At 65.5% G+C, this 16,664-nt stretch carries 13 protein-coding genes; 8 read left to right on the top strand and 5 right to left on the bottom strand.

Translation table 11 applies throughout. From position 1 onward, the window contains the following. Positions 1-124: 124 nt before the first annotated feature. The 6 genes from smc (at position 125) to IVA96_RS14835 (ending at position 8,461) form a co-directional block, all read left to right on the top strand. Positions 125-3,589, top strand: a complete 3,465-nt coding sequence (gene smc / locus IVA96_RS14860) for a chromosome segregation protein SMC (RefSeq protein WP_247279632.1) — start codon at positions 125-127, stop codon at positions 3,587-3,589. Between the two features lie 131 nt (positions 3,590-3,720). After that, positions 3,721-4,701: a small ribosomal subunit Rsm22 family protein gene (locus IVA96_RS14855; protein ID WP_247279631.1), complete on the top strand. Its 981-nt coding sequence runs from the start codon at positions 3,721-3,723 to the stop codon at positions 4,699-4,701. Between the two features lie 136 nt (positions 4,702-4,837). Further along, complete coding sequence (locus IVA96_RS14850; protein ID WP_247279630.1) at positions 4,838-5,398, top strand: LemA family protein; 561 nt, start codon at positions 4,838-4,840, stop codon at positions 5,396-5,398. Between the two features lie 150 nt (positions 5,399-5,548). Continuing rightward, positions 5,549-6,784: a M48 family metallopeptidase gene (locus IVA96_RS14845; protein WP_247279629.1), complete on the top strand. Its 1,236-nt coding sequence runs from the start codon at positions 5,549-5,551 to the stop codon at positions 6,782-6,784. 193 nt (positions 6,785-6,977) lie between these two features. Continuing rightward, entirely contained in the window at positions 6,978-7,730 is a 753-nt protein-coding gene (locus tag IVA96_RS14840) for a hypothetical protein (protein ID WP_247279628.1), read from the top strand. A gap of 62 nt (positions 7,731-7,792) precedes the next feature. Then, on the top strand, positions 7,793-8,461 hold the full coding sequence (locus IVA96_RS14835) for a hypothetical protein (protein WP_247279627.1): 669 nt from the start codon (positions 7,793-7,795) through the stop codon (positions 8,459-8,461). A 26-nt stretch (positions 8,462-8,487) separates the two neighbouring features. Here the strand turns inward: IVA96_RS14835 and IVA96_RS14830 are convergent, their stop codons facing one another. The 5 genes from IVA96_RS14830 to petA all read right to left on the bottom strand — a co-directional run bounded on the left by IVA96_RS14830 (position 8,488) and on the right by petA (position 15,246). Continuing rightward, complete coding sequence (locus IVA96_RS14830; protein ID WP_011085277.1) at positions 8,488-9,027, bottom strand: adenine phosphoribosyltransferase; 540 nt, start codon at positions 9,025-9,027, stop codon at positions 8,488-8,490. Between the two features lie 118 nt (positions 9,028-9,145). Continuing rightward, entirely contained in the window at positions 9,146-11,311 is a 2,166-nt protein-coding gene (locus IVA96_RS14825; protein WP_247418004.1) for an anthranilate synthase component I, read from the bottom strand. Between the two features lie 423 nt (positions 11,312-11,734). Further along, complete coding sequence (locus IVA96_RS14820; RefSeq protein WP_247279625.1) at positions 11,735-12,409, bottom strand: dienelactone hydrolase family protein; 675 nt, start codon at positions 12,407-12,409, stop codon at positions 11,735-11,737. Between the two features lie 171 nt (positions 12,410-12,580). After that, positions 12,581-14,653 carry a cytochrome b/c1 gene (fbcH, locus tag IVA96_RS14815; protein WP_247418003.1) on the bottom strand — a complete coding sequence of 691 codons (2,073 nt, stop codon included), beginning with the start codon at positions 14,651-14,653 and terminating at the stop codon, positions 12,581-12,583. A 62-nt stretch (positions 14,654-14,715) separates the two neighbouring features. Continuing rightward, positions 14,716-15,246: a ubiquinol-cytochrome c reductase iron-sulfur subunit gene (petA, locus tag IVA96_RS14810; RefSeq protein WP_211407456.1), complete on the bottom strand. Its 531-nt coding sequence runs from the start codon at positions 15,244-15,246 to the stop codon at positions 14,716-14,718. Between the two features lie 277 nt (positions 15,247-15,523). On the opposite strand from petA, the gene IVA96_RS14805 reads away from it, so the two are divergent. Together IVA96_RS14805 and queE are read left to right on the top strand one after the other, a co-directional pair. Beyond that, positions 15,524-15,991 carry a tRNA (cytidine(34)-2'-O)-methyltransferase gene (locus IVA96_RS14805; RefSeq protein ID WP_247418077.1) on the top strand — a complete coding sequence of 156 codons (468 nt, stop codon included), beginning with the start codon at positions 15,524-15,526 and terminating at the stop codon, positions 15,989-15,991. A 10-nt stretch (positions 15,992-16,001) separates the two neighbouring features. Then, positions 16,002-16,634, top strand: a complete 633-nt coding sequence (gene queE, locus IVA96_RS14800) for a 7-carboxy-7-deazaguanine synthase (RefSeq protein ID WP_247418002.1) — start codon at positions 16,002-16,004, stop codon at positions 16,632-16,634. Positions 16,635-16,664: the final 30 nt, after the last annotated feature.

The raw sequence follows: 16,664 nt of genomic DNA, 5'->3' as shown, positions 1-16,664 counted from the left end.
GCGGCGCACCGCGGCCATTGTCCGCCGCACGAGCCGCCTCGCGCGACTCGCCCAGACAGCGACAATGCCTTCCATGGTATTGTCCCGGCAGGGGATTCGCGCCTGCCAACAGAGATGCGTGTTTATGAAAATCACCCGCCTGCGCCTTCACGGCTTCAAGTCCTTCGTTGAGCCCACGGACTTCGTTATCGAGCCCGGCCTGACCGGCGTGGTCGGCCCCAACGGCTGCGGCAAGTCGAATCTGGTCGAGGCGCTGCGCTGGGCGATGGGCGAGACATCATACAAGTCGCTGCGCGCCGCCGACATGGACGCCGTGATCTTCGCCGGCTCCGGCAACCGCCCGGCGCGCAACCACGCCGAAGTGACGATGACGATCGACAATGCCGACCGCACCGCGCCGGCGGCGATGAACGACAGCCAGCTTCTCGAAATCTCCCGGCGCATCGAGCGTGAGGCCGGCTCGGTCTATCGCATCAACGGCCGCGACGTGCGCGCTCGCGACGTGCAGATCCTATTCGCCGACGCCGCCACCGGTGCGCGCTCGCCGGCGCTCGTCCACCAGGGCAAGATCGGCGAAATCATCCAGGCCAAGCCCGAGCAGCGCCGCCGCGTGCTGGAAGACGCCGCCGGCGTCGCCGGTCTGCACGCCCGCCGTCACGAGGCCGAACTGCGGCTGAAGGCGGCCGAAACCAACCTCACCCGCGTCGAGGACGTGATCGGCCAGCTCTCCGGCCAGATGGAAGGCCTGAAGAAGCAGGCCCGCCAGGCGGTGCGCTACCGCGAGGTCGCGGCCAAGGTGCGCAAGGCCGAGGCCACGCTGTATCACCTGCGCTGGCTCGGCGCCCATGCCGACGTCAACGAGTCCGGGCAGACGCACGATCTCGCGGTCCGCGAGATGGCCGAGCGCACCCAGCACCAGGCCGAAGCCGCCCGCATCCAGGCCATCCGCGCCGCCGAGATGCCGGCGCTGCGCGATGCGGAAGCGCGCGCCGCGGCCGGGCTGCAGCGCCTCACCAATGCCCGCGAGCAGCTCGACCGTGAGGAAGAACGTGCCAAGGAGCGCGTCGCCGAGCTCGAACGCCGTCTCGCCCAGTTCGAGGGCGACATCTCGCGCGCCCAGCAGCAGACCATGGACGCCGACGTGGCGCTGCAGCGGCTCGACGCCGAAGACGCCGAGCTGAAGGAAGAGATCAAGTCGCGCGTCGAGAAGCGCTCCGGTGTCGACGAGCGCGTCGCGGAAGCCGAGGCGGTGCTGACCGAAACCGAGCAGCGCTTCGCCGAACTCACCACCGCGCTCGCCGACCTCACCGCCAAGCGCAACCAGTTAGAGGCCAACGTCCGCACCCATCGCGACAAGCTCGCCCGGCTCGACCAGGAGATCGCGAATGTCGCGGCGGAAGAGCAGAAGCTTGCGCAGGAGACCGGCGGCTTCGGCGATCTCGACGAGCTGACCGCTCTGGTCGAGATCGCAGAGCAGACGCTGGCCGCTTCGGAAGCCGCAGCGCAGGCAAGCGAAGCCGCGCATGTCGCCGCGCGCCAGACGCTGGAATCCTCGCGCTCGCCGCTGGTCGAAGCCGACAAGCGCGTGCAGCGGCTCGAGACCGAGGCGCGCACGATCTCCAAGATCGTCAACGGCGAGACCAAGAACCTGTGGCCGCCGATCATCGACGGCATCACCGTCGACAAGGGATTTGAAAAGGCGATCGGCGCCGCGCTCGGCGACGATCTCGACGCGCCGGTCGATCCCTCGGCGCCGATGCGCTGGACCAATGCCGGCGTCACCGACGGCGATCCGGAGCTGCCCGAAGGCGTCGTTCCGCTCGCCAACCACGTGCAGGCGCCGGCTGAGCTGGCCCGCCGCCTGGCGCAGATCGGCGTGGTGCCGCGCGAGCGCGGCGCCGAGCTGGTCTCGCAGCTCAAGACCGGCCAGCGGCTGGTCTCGCCCGAGGGCGATGTCTGGCGCTGGGACGGCTTTGTCGCCGCAGCTCATGCCCCGACGGGTGCCGCGCGGCGCCTCGCGGAGCGCGCCCGCCTCGTCGACATCGAGAACGAGCTGGAGCAGGCCCGCATCGACGCGCAGATCAAGCGCCAGGCGCTCGAGAATGCCGAGTCCGAGTTGCAGATGGCGGCCAGCACCGAAGGCGCCAGCCGCGAAGCCTGGCGTGCCGCGCAGCGCGAGCTCAACGTCGCGCGCGAGCGCCATGCCACCGCCGAGCGCGAGATCAGCCGCCATGCCGCGCGCAAGGCGACGCTGTCGGAAGCGCACAGCCGCCTCGCCGCCGACCGCGCCGAGGCCGAGGCCGCTTACGAATACGCCGAAGCCGGCATCGGCGAGCTGCCGTCGAGCGAGGACACCGAGACCCGTCTCGCCGCCGTCCGCAGCGACATCGAGGGGCATCGCCGCATGGCCGCCCAGGTCCGCGCCGAGGCGCAGGCACTGGCGCGCGAAGCCGAGCTCGCCGACCGCCGCGTGCAGGCGATCCTCGCCGAACGCACCGAGTGGCAGAACCGCAAGGAGAGCGCGGCCTCCCACATCGACACCATCCAGGCCCGCATCGCCGAACTGACGATCGAGCGCGGCGAGCTCGAAAACGCACCGGCATTGTTCGCCGAGAAGCGCAGCGCGCTAATCACCGAAATCGAATACGCCGAGAACGACCGCCGCATGGCTGCCGACGCGCTCGCCGCCGCCGAAACCGCAATGGCGGAGACCGACCGCGTCGCGAAGCTGACGTTAGAGGCGCTCTCCAGCGCCCGCGAGGCCACCGCGCGCGCCGAGGAGCGCATGGAAGGCGCGCGGCGCCGGCTCGAGGACATCGAGCGCGAGATCCGCGACATGCTCGAAGTCGAGCCGCAGGCCGTCGCCGGCCTCGCCGAGATCGAGCCCGGTGCCGAGCTGCCGCCGCTGCACGACATCGAGGAAGAGCTCGAAAAGATGCGCCGCGACCGCGAGCGCCTCGGCGCAGTCAACCTGCGCGCCGAGGAAGAGCTGCGCGAGGTCGAGACCCAGCACACCGGCCTCGTCACCGAGCGTGACGACCTGGTTGAGGCCATCAAGCGGCTGCGCCAGGGCATCCAGAGCCTCAACAAGGAGGCGCGCGAGCGGCTCCTGACCTCGTTCGAGGTCGTCAACAGCCACTTCAAGCGCCTGTTCGTCGAACTGTTCGGCGGCGGCGAGGCCGCACTGCATCTGATCGAGAGCGACGACCCGCTCGAAGCCGGTCTCGAAATCATCGCCAAGCCGCCGGGCAAGAAGCCGCAGACGCTGTCGCTGCTCTCGGGCGGTGAACAGGCGCTGACGGCGATGGCGCTGATCTTCGCGGTGTTCCTCACCAATCCCTCGCCGATCTGCGTGCTGGACGAAGTCGACGCGCCGCTCGACGACCACAATGTCGAGCGCTACTGCAACCTGTTGCACGAGATGACCGGCTCGACCGACACCCGCTTCATCATCATCACGCACAACCCGATCACGATGGCGCGCATGAACCGGCTGTTCGGCGTCACCATGGCCGAGCGTGGCGTCTCGCAGCTGGTGTCGGTGAGCCTGCAAGAGGCGGTGGATATTCTCGACCAGAACGTGGCGTGACGCGCGATCCCTCCATACCCATTGACGTCATCATCCGCGCAGGCGGATGATCCAGTACGCCGCGGCTTCTCGGTTTGACGGCACCTGTCTCGGAGTACTGGATGCCCCGCCTACGCGGGGCATGACCGCGGATGATAATCTCACCCACCCTCCCCGCTGAACTCAAGGCGGCCCTCGATGCCAGGCTCCAGGGCGTTTCGCGCACCGAGGCAGCACAGCGCTCGCAAAAGATATCCAACGCCTATCGCTCAGGCGGCGGCTCGGGCACGATCAAGTCGGAAGCCGATGCCCTTGCCTACGCGCTGGCGCGCATGCCGGCAACTTACGCGGCGGTGGCCGCAAGCCTGAATGCGCTGACCGCGATCGCACCGGCCCTCGCTCCGGAAAGCCTGCTCGACATCGGCGCAGGCCCGGGCACCGCGAGCTGGGCCGCCGCAGAGGCGTTTGCCTCGCTTCAGGATTTTACCCTGCTCGATGCCAACGCCACCCTAAGCCGGCTCGCGCTCGAACTGGCGCGCGACAGCTCGCGCCTGGCGGACTGCCGCTATCTGCCGGGCGACGCAGGCGCGAACCTCGCCGAGGTCTCGCAAGCCGATCTCGTCGTTGCGAGCTACGTCATCGGCGAGCTCAACGAAGGCGACCAGCGCAAGCTCGCGGCGGCCATGTGGACCAAAGCGCGGCACGCGCTGGTGGTGATCGAGCCCGGCACGCCCGCCGGCTACACGCGCATTCTCGCGCTGCGCCAGCAACTGATCGCGGCAGGCGCCTACGTCGCCGCACCCTGTCCGCACGACAAGCCGTGCCCGCTCATCGCGCCCGATTGGTGCCATTTCAGCCAGCGCCTGCCGCGCTCGCAGGCGCACCGCCAGATCAAGGGCGCCGAGGTGCCGTTCGAAGACGAGCGCTTCATCTACGTCGCGCTGACCCGCACGCCGCCTGCGCCGCGCGCCTCGCGCGTGCTGGCGCCACCGGACATCGGCAAGGCCGAGATCACGGCAAAGCTCTGCACCGAGACTGGGGTCGCGCTGACGAAAGTCCCACGACGCGACAAACCCGCCTATTCGCAGGCCCGGCGCTGGCGCTGGGGCGATGCGATCATGTCCGAAAGTTAACCTCGATCGCCCCTCTGGCCTTGAACTCGGATGGTTCCTCATCCGACCAAGCCTTACCTCCCCGCGCCGGGGCTCTCGCCCTGCGCCAATTTGGTCTAGGCTGCGCCCGCCTTCTTCCCCTCTCCAGGAGTTCTCCATGTCGACCGGCTGGATCGTTCTCGGCGTCATCGTCGTCCTCGTGCTGCTCGCCTTCAGCGCCTACAACCGCCTGGTGGCGCTGAGCCAGCGCGTCGGCCAGGCCTTTGCCGACATCGACGTGCAGCTCAAGCAACGGCACGACCTGATCCCGAACCTGGTCGAGACCGTGAAGGGCTACGCCTCGCACGAGCGCGGCACGCTCGACGACGTCATCAAGGCGCGCAATTCAGCGATGTCGGCGCAGGGACCGGCGCAGGTATCCGCGGCCGAGAACCAGCTCTCCGGCGCACTCGGCCGGCTGATCGCGCTGTCGGAGGCCTATCCCGACCTCAAGGCAAACGCAAATTTCCAGCAGCTCGCCAGCGAGCTCTCCGACCTCGAGAACAAGATCGCGGCGAGCCGACGCTTCTTCAACAACGCCGTCCAGGAATACAACACCGGCATCCAGCAGATGCCCGCCGCTTTGTTCGCCGGCATGTTCGGCTTCACCCGGAAGGAGTTCTTCGATCTCGGCGCCAGCCGCACCGAAGTCGAAATCGCGCCGCAAGTGAAGTTCTGATTGTCTAACATGTCCATTGCTTTTCTCCGTCATTCCGGGGCGTCGCAAAGCGACGAACTATGGTGCGCGGTTGCGCACCTGAGAATCTCGAGGTTCCGGGTTCACGCCTGCGGCGTGCCCCGGGACGACGGACTTTGACGAAGACGCATCATGGCGGCGTATGGTCTCTACACGCACATCGCCTCGAACAAGTTTCGTTCGATGCTGCTGCTCGCCGGCCTGTTCTTGCTGGTCTACGTGCTGGTCTATGCGGGCGCGCTGATTGCCGAGGTCGTCATCAACGGCAATGGCACGGTGGCCTACTATCTGAGCCGCGCCTTCGCCGACCTGCTCAAAGCCGCACCTTTCGCGACGATTGCGGCGATCGCCTGGATCGCGATCGCCTATTTCTTCCACCAGTCGATGATCGACGCCGTCATCGGCGGTCACGACGTCGACCGGCAGGAGCAGCCGCGGCTCTACAACCTGCTCGAAAACCTCTGCATCTCGCGCGGCATCACCATGCCGAAGCTGAAGATCATGGAGAGCCCGGCGCTAAACGCGTTCGCGACCGGCCTCAATCCGCGGCAATATTCAATCACCGTCACCACCGGTCTCCTCGATGCGCTGAACGACAAGGAGATCGAGGCAGTGCTGGGCCACGAGCTGACCCACATCAAGAACGGCGACGTGCAGCTCATGGTCGTTGCCGTCATCATCGCCGGCGTGGTCGGCTTCTTCGGGGAATTGTTCTTCCGCCTGTTCACGAATCTCAACTGGAGCTCCGGCTCGGGCGGCTCGTGGTCCTCGGGCTCCTCGTCGTCGTCGCGGTCGTCCTCGTCGTCGAGCGACAGCAAGAGCTCCGGCGGTGGCGCAATCATCGTCATCATCATTGCGATCGTGCTGCTCGTGGTGGCCTGGTTGCTGTCGCAGGTGGTCAAGCTCGCGCTGTCGCGGTCACGCGAATATCTCGCCGACGCCGGCTCGGTCGAGCTGACGAAAGACCCCGACGCGATGATCTCGGCGCTGCGCAAGATCGAGAATCGCGGCGAATTGCCCGGCGCGACCTCGGCCGTGATGGAGCTCTGCGTCGACAATCCGCGCGAGGGCTTTGCCGATCTGTTTGCAACCCACCCTTCGGTGCAGTCCCGGGTCGACGCGCTGGTCAAGTTTGCCGGGGGGCGCGACCCCGGTCCAATGCCGACGCTTACTGACGAGACGAAAGAGCCGGGGGCGCAAGCCGGCCAGCAGGATGCCCCACCGCCGCTGCGCCATGGCCCGTGGGATGATGCCGACAGATCGGGGAGCCCGCCGCCCGTGCCCGCAGCCAGTCCCTCCGGAACCGCAGGCAGCAACCCGGCGGGCAATCCCATGGGGAATTCTATGGGTCCTTGGGGCCGTCATTGAGCACCTGATTCCGGCCATGCGCGGCGAGTTTCTCCGCGATTGGGAAAAACCTCGGGATTTGCCGTAACTGGGGCCTCCGGAATTGAATTCTCCCTTGTTTCTGCCATGTTCGCGCCCAACAGCAGACTCGGGACATCGATTTGGGGCCCGGCCGATTGCGACCTCGCGATCGGGGGCGCGTTAGGGGACAGCAATGGCAAAGCCGGCAGTGGTTGTGGTGGGCGCAGACAAGGGCGGGGTCGGCAAGACCACGGTGTCGCGTACCTTGCTCGATTATTTTTCCGCCAACAACGTGCCGACGCGGGCGTTCGACACGGAGTCGCCGCGCGGAACCCTGAAGCGCTTCCACCCCGACATCACCGAGATCGTCGACATGACGACGACGTCGGATCAGATGAAGATTTTCGATACGCTCAACGCGGTGAGCCCGTCGGTGACCGTGATCGACGTCCGCGCCGGCCTGCTCTCGCCAGCGCTGGCTTCGCTCCGCGACATCGGCTTCCTCGACGCAGCCAAGGCCGGCCAGATTACCTTTGCCGTGTTCCACATCCTCGGGCCCTCGATCGCCTCGCTGGAGGAGATTGCGGAGACCGCGGGCTTCATGGGCGGCGCGAAATATTTCCTGGTGAAGAACTTCATCAACGACACCCAGTTCTTCCAGTGGGACCAGGCGACCTACAATTCCTACTTCCACCGCATCAAGGACGCGACTGAGCTGACCATCCCCAAGCTCAACGAAATGGCCTATGAGCAGGTCGAGGTCTCCTCCGTTCCGTTCCTGAAGTTCGTCGCCAACAAGGGCCTCAACGACGACGCCGCGAACTACTCGTTCGTGCTGCGCGGCTATGTCCGGCACTGGCTGGCAAATGTCTGGAGCGAGTTCGACCGGATCCGGCTGACCGACATCGTCGGTTCGAAATCCGCCACCCGCAACAGCGAAAAATAGTTGCGCAAGCGAGGCTGATACGGCTGGATTGGGCGGCGAGTTCGCTCAGATAATAGTTCGTGATGCCCGCGACACCCGTCTACATCATATGCTCGCCCCGCCCGCAGGTCGGTAAGACCCTGCTGGCGCGGCTGCTCGCCGAATTCTTGCTGCTCAAGAACGGTAACGTCGCGGCCTTTGACGTCAACCTGAAGGAGCCGTCGCTGCTCGATTACTTGCCTGCTGTCACCGAGACCGCGGACGTGATCGACACCTACGGCAAGATGCAGCTGATGGACCGCGTCATCGTCGATGACGGCCTTGCCAAGGTGATCGACCTCGGCTTCCACGCCTTCGACGAGTTCTTCAAAATGACCGAGGAGATCGGCCTGCTTAAGGAGGCGGCCCGCCGCCACGTCGCGCCTCAGATCCTGTTCGTCGCCGATACCGACCGCGCCTCGGCGCGGGGCCATGAGATGCTGCGCGGGCAAATCCCGCGCGTGAACCTGATCACGGTGGACAACGAATATATCGTGCGCGGCGAGCTGCCGCCCGCGATGGCCGGCGGCCGGCTGTTCCGACTGCCGGCGCTGCCGGGCTTCCTCAAGACCTATATCGACCGGCTGAACTTCTCCTTCACCGGCTATTTGCGCCAGGAAAAGGACGCCTCGACCGAGCTGCACCAGTGGACCCGGCGGAATTACATTGCGTTCCGCGAACTCGAACTCAGCTTGATCCTGCAGCGGTCGTAGCCTGGAATCACCAAGCCTAATATTGCTCAATGTCCCTCGAACGTCATCAGCGTGCGCACCGGCACGTCCATGGCGCGCAGCTTGGCAGCGCCGCCGAGCTCGGGCAGGTCGATAATGAAGCAGGCGGCGACGACATTGGCGCCGATCTGGCGCAACAGCTTCACCGCGCCTTCCGCGGTGCCGCCGGTGGCAATGAGGTCGTCGACCAGGATCACGCGCTCGCCGGGCTGGATCGCGTCGACATGCATTTCCATCTCGTCGATGCCATATTCGAGGGAGTAAGCGATGCGCACGGTGGTGTGCGGCAGCTTGCCCTTTTTCCGGATCGGCACGAATCCGGCCGAGAGCTGATGCGCCACTGCGCCGCCGATGATGAAGCCGCGCGCCTCCATGCCGGCAACCTTGTCGATCTTGTTGCCGGCCCAGGGATTGACGAGCTCGTCGACCGCGCGGCGGAACGCGCGCGCGTCCGCGAGCAGCGTGGTGATGTCGCGGAACATGATTCCTGGCTTCGGATAGTCCGGGATGGTGCGGACGCTGGCCTTCAGATCGTGGTCAAAGGTCATCGGTGTCTCACATCTCAGTTGTCATTCCGAGGCGCGCAAAGCGCGAACCCGGAATCTCGAGATTCCGGGTTCGGCTCTTCGAGCCGCCCCGGAATGACGAATATGAAATATCCTGCACTCAATTCGCTCCCGCATCCAGCCGGAACGCATTCTCGACAATTCGCAAACCCACCTCCCCACCGAGCGACATCAGCGATTCCGGGTGGAATTGCACGCCGGCGACCGGCAGGGTCTTATGCTCGAGCGCCATGGCGACGCCGTCCTCAGTGCTGGCGGTCACGCTCAGAACTTCGGGCATGCTGTCGCGCTCGACAAATAGCGAGTGATAGCGGCCAATGACGATCTCGTTCGGCAGATTGCGCATCAGCCGCCCGCCGCGCACCTGCACCCGCGAGGGCCGGCCGTGGGCGGGATGGGTGAGCTGCCCGAGCTCGCCGCCAAAATATTCGCCGATCGCCTGCACGCCAAGGCAGACGCCGAACACCGGCAGCTTCTTCTCCAGCGCCGCATCGATGGTCGTCTTGATTGCGAAATCCTCCGGCCTGCCGGGGCCCGGCGACAGAACCAGCAAGTCCCACCTCTTCTGCTTGAGCATGTCGAGCGCATGCACATAGCGGACCACGGTGACGCTGGCGCCGACCTGTCGGAAATAGTCGGCGAGCATGTGCACGAAGCTGTCGTCGTGATCGATCAGCAGCACCTGCTTGCCCGAGCCGGTTGCATCGGGCGCGAAGGTCGAGAGCGGCTTCGGCGGATCGCCGCGCAGCGCCTGGAACAGCGCGGCGGCCTTGACCTGGCACTCGCGATCTTCGGCGGCGGGATCGGAATCGAACAGGCAGGTCGCGCCGACGCGCACCTCGGCGAGGCCATCCTTCATGCGGATGGTGCGGATGGTGAGGCCGGTGTTGATGCTGCCGTCGAAATTTACCGCGCCGATCGCGCCGGCATACCAGCGCCGCGGCGAGCGTTCGTGATCTTCTACGAACTGCATCGCCCAGAGCTTTGGCGCGCCGGTCACGGTCACCGCCCAGGCGTGGGTGAGGAAGGCATCGAGAGCGTCGAAGCCGGGACGCAGCATGCCCTCAACGTGGTCGACGGTGTGGAACAGCTTTGAGTAGGTCTCGATCTGCCGCCGCGCCAGCACCTTGATCGTGCCGGGCACGCAGACGCGCGCCTTGTCGTTGCGGTCGACGTCGGTGCACATGTTGAGCTCGAACTCGTCCTTCTCCGAGTTCAGGAGCTGGCGGATCTGCTCGGCGTCGCCGATCGCATCGAGCCCGCGCGCGATCGTGCCTGATATCGGGCAGGTCTCGACGCGGCGTCCGTCCGAGCGCACGAACATCTCCGGCGAGGCCGACACCAGGAATTCGCCCTCGCCGAGATTCATCAGCGCGCCGTAAGGCGACGGGTTGATGACGCAGAGGCGCTGGAACACTTCGGCCGGCGAGCGGTCGCAGGGCTCAGCGAAGAGCTGCCCCGGCACCGCCTCGAACAGATCGCCACGGGCGAAGGCTGCGCGCGCCGTCTCGACCGTGGCCTGATATTCGCCGGGGGCGTGATCGGCAAATCCTTGCCGCGGCGTCTTCAGATACGGGTTGTCGGCGGTCTCGCGCGGCAGGCCTTCGGTAGACTTGCCCTTCCAGGCGAAATCGTAAGTGAGCACCACGCCGCGGCCGGTGGCGCGGTCATAAGCCAGCAGGCGATCGGGCACGTAGAGCACGATGTCGCGCTGGTCGCTTTCGCGCGGCCGCTTCTGCACGAGGTCCTCGATCTGGAACACGAGGTCGTAGGCGAACGCGCCGAACAGGCCGAGCAGCCCGTCGTCATTGGCGGAGAAGGCGGCGACGAGATCGCGCACCAGCGACATCACGCTGGCACGCCGGGTACGTTGGTCCTCCTCGACCGGGGCGTCGCCACGGATGATGTGGCCGGCAAGGCGCGTCGCCGTCTTCTCCGAGATCACCACGCAGGGCTCGCGCAGGACCTCAGCGAGGAAGGCGATCAGCACCTGGCCGCGGCCGTTCAGCGCCTCCAGCTTGAAATTGACACCGACGGTCTCGAGCTTCAGCGGCGGGTCGGAGAAGCCGAGATCGAAGCTCTCGTAGCGGCCAGGCACGGTCGTGCCCGAGGACAGCACCACGCCGCGGCGACGGTCGAGCAGGCTGACGAGATCGTCGAGCCGGCTCGCGCCGCCGGTGAACTGCTCGGTCATGCGCGTGATCGCAAGACCTGCACGGGTCACGTAGTCACTTCTGGGCGGGAGGGCAAAGACTGTCCTGTTCATGTGGTCCTCTTACGAGACTTGCCGAGGGAACGCCACACAGGACAAACGATCAGGCCGCCGCACTGCGTGGGCGACCTCAGACGATTTAGGAAAGGAAAATCGCACCGGCCACCTCGTTAGGAGGTGCGCCACCAGAGACGGGCTGCGCGGACGGCGGTGCTCATGGGGTCGATACTCACCATGGCGCGGGGGCGCCGTCAAGGGCGGTCACGTGGTGGCCGCCTGATGGTCAGCGCTGTGGGATACGGGGCGCTCCGACTTCGACCTCCGCCGTCATCCTGCCGAAGGGCCGGGATCGATAGCCACATGAATTGGTTTGACGAAGACTAGTGGTTACAAGCTCGCGCCATAACCCCTCCTGGGGTTATGCGTCCCGGCCTTCGCCGGGACATCGAAAATGTGGCGCGACTGATGGCGCTCCACCTACCCCAGATGTTTTCGGAAAAACTCCGTCGCCCTGCCCCAGGCGAGCTCGGCGGCTTCGCGGTCGTGCACGGCCTGGCGCTGCTCGTTGACGAAGGCGTGCTCGGCGTCATAGCGGAACAGCTCCAGCGACTTGCCGGCAGCCTTCATGGCCTTCTCGAATCCATTGACCAGCTCCGGCGTGCACCAATCGTCCTTGTTGGCGAAGTGGGCCTGGAGCGGGATCTTGACGTCGGCGGGCTTGGCCGCCTGCTCCGGCGGGATGCCGTAGAACACGACGCCGGCCGCGAGCTCCGGGATCTTGGTCGCGCCGATGATGGTGACGGCGCCGCCGAGGCAGAAGCCTGTTAGCCCGACCTTGGCGCCGTTGCGCGACAGATATTGCGTGGCGCCGCGCACCGTCTGCGTGGTGGCGTCCATGAAGTCGAGCGAGTTCATCTCGTTGTTGGCGCTGTCCGTGTCGTGATAGGGCACCACCTTGCCCTTGTAGAGATCGGGCGCCAGCGCATCGAAGCCGGCGAGCGCGAAGCGGTCGCACAGGCCCTTGATCTGGTCCGACAGGCCCCACCATTCCTGGATCACGACCACGCCCGGCGCGTTGCCGCGCGCGGCATTGGCGAGATAGCCGGAGGCGTCCTTGCCGTCCGGGCGCTTGAAGGTGATGGTGGTTCCCATGGTGTCCTCCGACGCGTTTTCTGAGGGAGCGATTGGCGGTATTTTGGCCGCTGAGAGCGCGCGGCGCAATCCACACTCGCGTCATTCCAGGACGCGCGTAGCGCGAGCCCTTGACCATCCAAAAAAAGCCCCCTCGCGGGGGGCTTCTTCTCCCGTTTCGGCTCGCGCCGCTCAGTGCGAGTCGGCCCAGACCTTTTTCTTGGTGAAGTACATCAGGATCGCGAAGATGATCAGGAACACGAACACCTGGAAACCGAGGCGCTTGCGCGCTTCCATGTGCGGCTCGGCGGTCCACATCAGGAACGTGGTGACGTCCTTGGCATATTGCGCCACGGTGGTCGGCGAGCCGTCGTCATAGGAGACCTGGCCATCGCTGAGCGGCTTCGGCATCTTGATGGCGTGGCCGGGGAAGTACTTGTTGTAATAGGAGCCTTCCGGGAGGGTGACGCCCTCGGGGGCCTTGTCCTCGAAGCCCTGAAGCACGGCCGCGACATAATCCGGACCCTGCTCCTGGTACTGGGTGAAGAAGTCAACGATGAACCAGGGGAAGCCGCGCTTGTAAGAACGCGCCTTGGTGATCAGGGACAGGTCCGGGGGCGCCGCGCCGCCATTCGCGGCACGCGCCGCCTGCTCGTTCGGGAATGGCGAGGGGAAATAGTCCGCCGGCCGGCCCGCACGCTCGAACATGTCACCGGCATCGTTCGGGCCATCCTTGACCTTGTACTCGGAAGCAAACGCCGAGGCCTGCGCCACCGAATAGCCGGGCCCACCGGGCTCGGCGAGGTTGCGGAAGGCGACGTAGGACAGGCCGTGGCAGCTGGCGCAGACCTCCTTATAGACCTTCAGGCCGCGCTGGAGCGCGCCGCGGTCGAACTTACCGAAGGGGCCCGAGAACGACCATTTGATTGACGGCGGCTGGTCGCCACCCTCGGACGCTTTCGCGCTGTCGATCGAGCCCGCGAACAACGAACCGGCGAGCGCCAGCATTATCGCGGTCGACACCATCGGGGTCGACCTGCTCCCGGTTTTGGCCAACACCGCATCCGAGATCGAATTCGGTACCGGTCGCGGCTTTTCGATGCGCGCGAGCAGCGGCAGCACGATCAGGAAGTAGGCGAAGTAGCAGAACGTCAGGACCCGGCCGGCAACGACGTAAATGCCCTCCGGCGGCTGCGCGCCGAGATAGCCGAGCAGGATACAGACCGCAACGAAGATCCAGAAGAACTGCTTGGCCAGCGGACGGTACTTCGATGACTTCGTCCTGGCGCTATCGAGCCAGGGCAGGAAGCACAGGATGATGATCGCCCCGAACATCGCGATGACCCCCGCGAGCTTGTTCGGTATCGAGCGCAGGATCGCGTAGAACGGCAGGTAATACCATTCCGGCACGATGTGCGGCGGCGTCACGCCCGGGTTCGCCGGGATGTAGTTGTCGGCATCGCCGAGATAGTTCGGCATGTAGAAGATGAACCAGGCGTAGAGCAGCATGAAGCAGGTGACGCCGAACATGTCCTTGATGGTCGCGTGCGGCGTGAACGGCACCGTGTCCTTTTCCGTCTTCGGCTCGACGCCGTCGGGGTTGTTCTGTCCGGCGACGTGCAGCGCCCAGACGTGGAGCACGACGACGCCCGCGATCAGGAACGGCAGCAGATAGTGCAGCGAGAAGAAGCGGTTCAGCGTCGGGTTGCCGACCGAATAGCCGCCCCATAACAGCGTCACAATGCTCTCGCCGACATAGGGAATGGCAGAGAACAGATTGGTGATGACGGTGGCGCCCCAGAAGCTCATCTGGCCCCAAGGCAGCACGTAGCCCATGAAGCCCGTGGCCATCATCAGCAGATAGATGATGACGCCGAGGATCCACAGCACCTCGCGCGGCTCCTTGTACGACCCGTAGTAAAGGCCGCGGAACATGTGGACGTAGACGGCGACAAAGAACATCGAGGCGCCGACCGCGTGCATGTTGCGCAGCAGCCAGCCGTAATTGACGTCACGGACGATCAGCTCGACCGACTTGAAGGCGAGATCGGCATGCGGCGTGTAGTGCATCGCCAGGATCACACCGGTGAGGATTTGCATCCCCAGCATGAAGGAGAGGATGGCGCCGAAGGTCCACCAATAGTTCAGGTTGCGCGGGGTGGGATAGGCGACGAAGGAGGAATGGATGAGACCAAAGATCGGCAGACGCCGCTCGATCCATTGCAGGGCCGGATTGCTCGGCTGGTAGTCGGATGGTCCGCTCATGATGCGATCCTGAGGAAATAGTACGACGAGACGGCACGAAGCTTCGGACGTCGGTCCGAGGCTCAGCCGATCTGGATTTTGGTGTCGGAAACGAACTGGTACGGCGGCACCGGCAGGTTCGCGGGCGCGGGCCCCTGGCGGATGCGGCCGGACGAATCGTACTGCGACCCATGGCAGGGGCAGAAGAAGCCGTCGTAGCTGCCTTCATGAGCGATCGGGATGCAACCGAGATGGGTGCAGATGCCGATCACGACCAGCCACTGCTCGTGGCCGGACTTGACCCGGGCCTCGTCGCTCTGCGGATCGGGCAGGCTCGCCACGTTGACGGCGCGCGCTTCGTCGATCTGCTTCTTGGTGCGGTGGCTGATGTAGATCGGTTTGCCGCGCCAGAACACCTTGATGTCTTGGCCTTCGGCGATCGGGCTGAGATCGACCTCGATTGGCGCACCGGCGGCGATGGTCGAGGCATCCGGATTCATTTGCGAGATGAAGGGCCAGAGCGCGGCCGCGCCCCCTACTGCTGCGGCGGCCCCCGTTGCAACGAATAAGAAATCACGGCGTGTCGGATGGTCCGCCGAAGACGCTGTCGTCACGATTCCAACCCTTTCTTCTTATGCGGCCGGTGGAACCGCTCCGGGGGGCGCCCATGAGGTCCCCGGAAAGGCTGCCGGCGCCCGCGGCCCCCCGCGGCGGCAGAACTTTGCGTGCTCGCACCTAAACAGGTCAAACAGCAGTCCAGAATCGTTCTATTGGCACCCTTGCCGGGCGAGCGCAAGCCCGCTATCGGCGCGGGAGCGTGCAATGCACGAATTCCCGGGCGAGCGATGTTTTATTGAGACATTTCCGGCCGCAACCAGCCCCGCACAGCCCATGCAGATAGCTCTTTTCCAACCCGACATTCCCCAGAACACCGGCACGATCCTCAGGCTCTGCGCCTGTCTGGACGTGGCCGCCCATATCATCGAGCCGGCTGGGTTCCCCGTTTCCGATCGGACGTTCCGCCGGGCGGGAATGGACTACCTCGACCATGTCAGTATTACCCGCCACGATTCCTGGGCGAGGTTCGAGGACTGGCGTGCGGCACAAGGCTGTCGCCTGCTGCTGTTCACCACCAAAGGTGCCACCGACTACCGCGATTTTCGTTACCAGACGTCGGACATCCTGCTATTCGGGCGCGAGAGCGCCGGCGTCACCGACGCGGTGCTCGGGGCCGCGGATGCGCGGCTGGTGATTCCGATCAAGGCCGGCCTGCGGTCGCTCAATGTGGCCATGAGTGCGGCGATGGCCGCCGGTGAGGCGCTGCGTCAGCTCCGGACCCCTGAAGGCCCAAACGATTGAGGAGAGAGACTTGAGTTACGCGGTCAAGGAAATCTTCCTGACCCTGCAAGGCGAAGGCGCCCATGCCGGGCGCGCCTCCGTGTTCTGCCGCTTTGCCGGTTGCAACCTCTGGAGCGGCCGCGAGGCGGATCGCAACGAGGCGACCTGCAAATTTTGCGACACGGATTTCGTCGGCACCGACGGCACGCTCGGCGGCCGCTATGGCTCGGCCGCGGAACTCGCCGACACCATCGCCGCGCAATGGATCGCATCGGCCGACAACCGCTACGTGGTGCTGACCGGCGGCGAGCCGCTGCTCCAGGTCGATGCCGCGCTGGTCGACGCGCTGCACGCCCGCGGCTTCGAGATCGGCGTCGAGACCAACGGCACGATTGCAGCCCCCGAGGGGCTGGACTGGATCTGCGTCAGCCCCAAGGGCGGCAGCGAGCTCGTTTTGCGGCGCGGCCATGAGCTGAAGCTGGTCTATCCGCAGGTGCTCGCCCTGCCCGAGACCTTCGAGGGCCTCGCCTTCGAGCGCTTCTCGCTCCAACCGATGGACGGACCCGAAGTCGCCGAGAACACCGCACGCGCGATCGACTATTGCCTGCGCCATCCGCAATGGCGGCTCAGCGTGCAGACGCATAAGTCGCTCGGCATCAGATAGGTTTGGTAGACGGACAGATGCAAAGCTCAC

Origin of the sequence: Bradyrhizobium sp. 159, assembly GCF_023073795.1 — a bacterium.
In the GTDB taxonomy this organism is placed as follows: domain Bacteria; phylum Pseudomonadota; class Alphaproteobacteria; order Rhizobiales; family Xanthobacteraceae; genus Bradyrhizobium.
This window is presented reverse-complemented; position numbering and strand designations above follow the sequence as displayed.